This is a genomic window from Nocardia aegles, from assembly GCF_052545135.1.
This window is the reverse complement of record NZ_JBQWRI010000084.1, coordinates 1-212: the sequence shown is the minus strand read 5'-3', so window position 1 is coordinate 212 and position 212 is coordinate 1. Positions and strand designations below refer to the sequence as shown.

The following is a 212-nucleotide window of genomic DNA, read 5'->3' as shown; positions in this document are numbered from 1 at the left end:
AGTCCGAGCACGGCGCCGGAGTCCTTCACCATGTGCTCGACCCGGTCGGCCGGATAGTTCGGATCCACCGGCACGAACCCCGCACCGGTCTTCGCCACCGCCCACACCGCGACCACCGACTCCACCGACCGCGGAACACCCACCGCGACCAGATCCTCCGGACCCACACCCCGATCGATCAACAACCGCGCCAACCGCGTGGACCGCTCGTC

1 protein-coding gene is annotated in these 212 nt (G+C 69.3%); it reads right to left on the bottom strand.

Annotated features, from left to right (window positions below; translation table 11 throughout):
* Nucleotides 1-212: AMP-binding protein (locus ACT89H_RS29555; RefSeq protein WP_445111952.1), on the bottom strand; the 212-nt coding region annotated here is incomplete at both ends.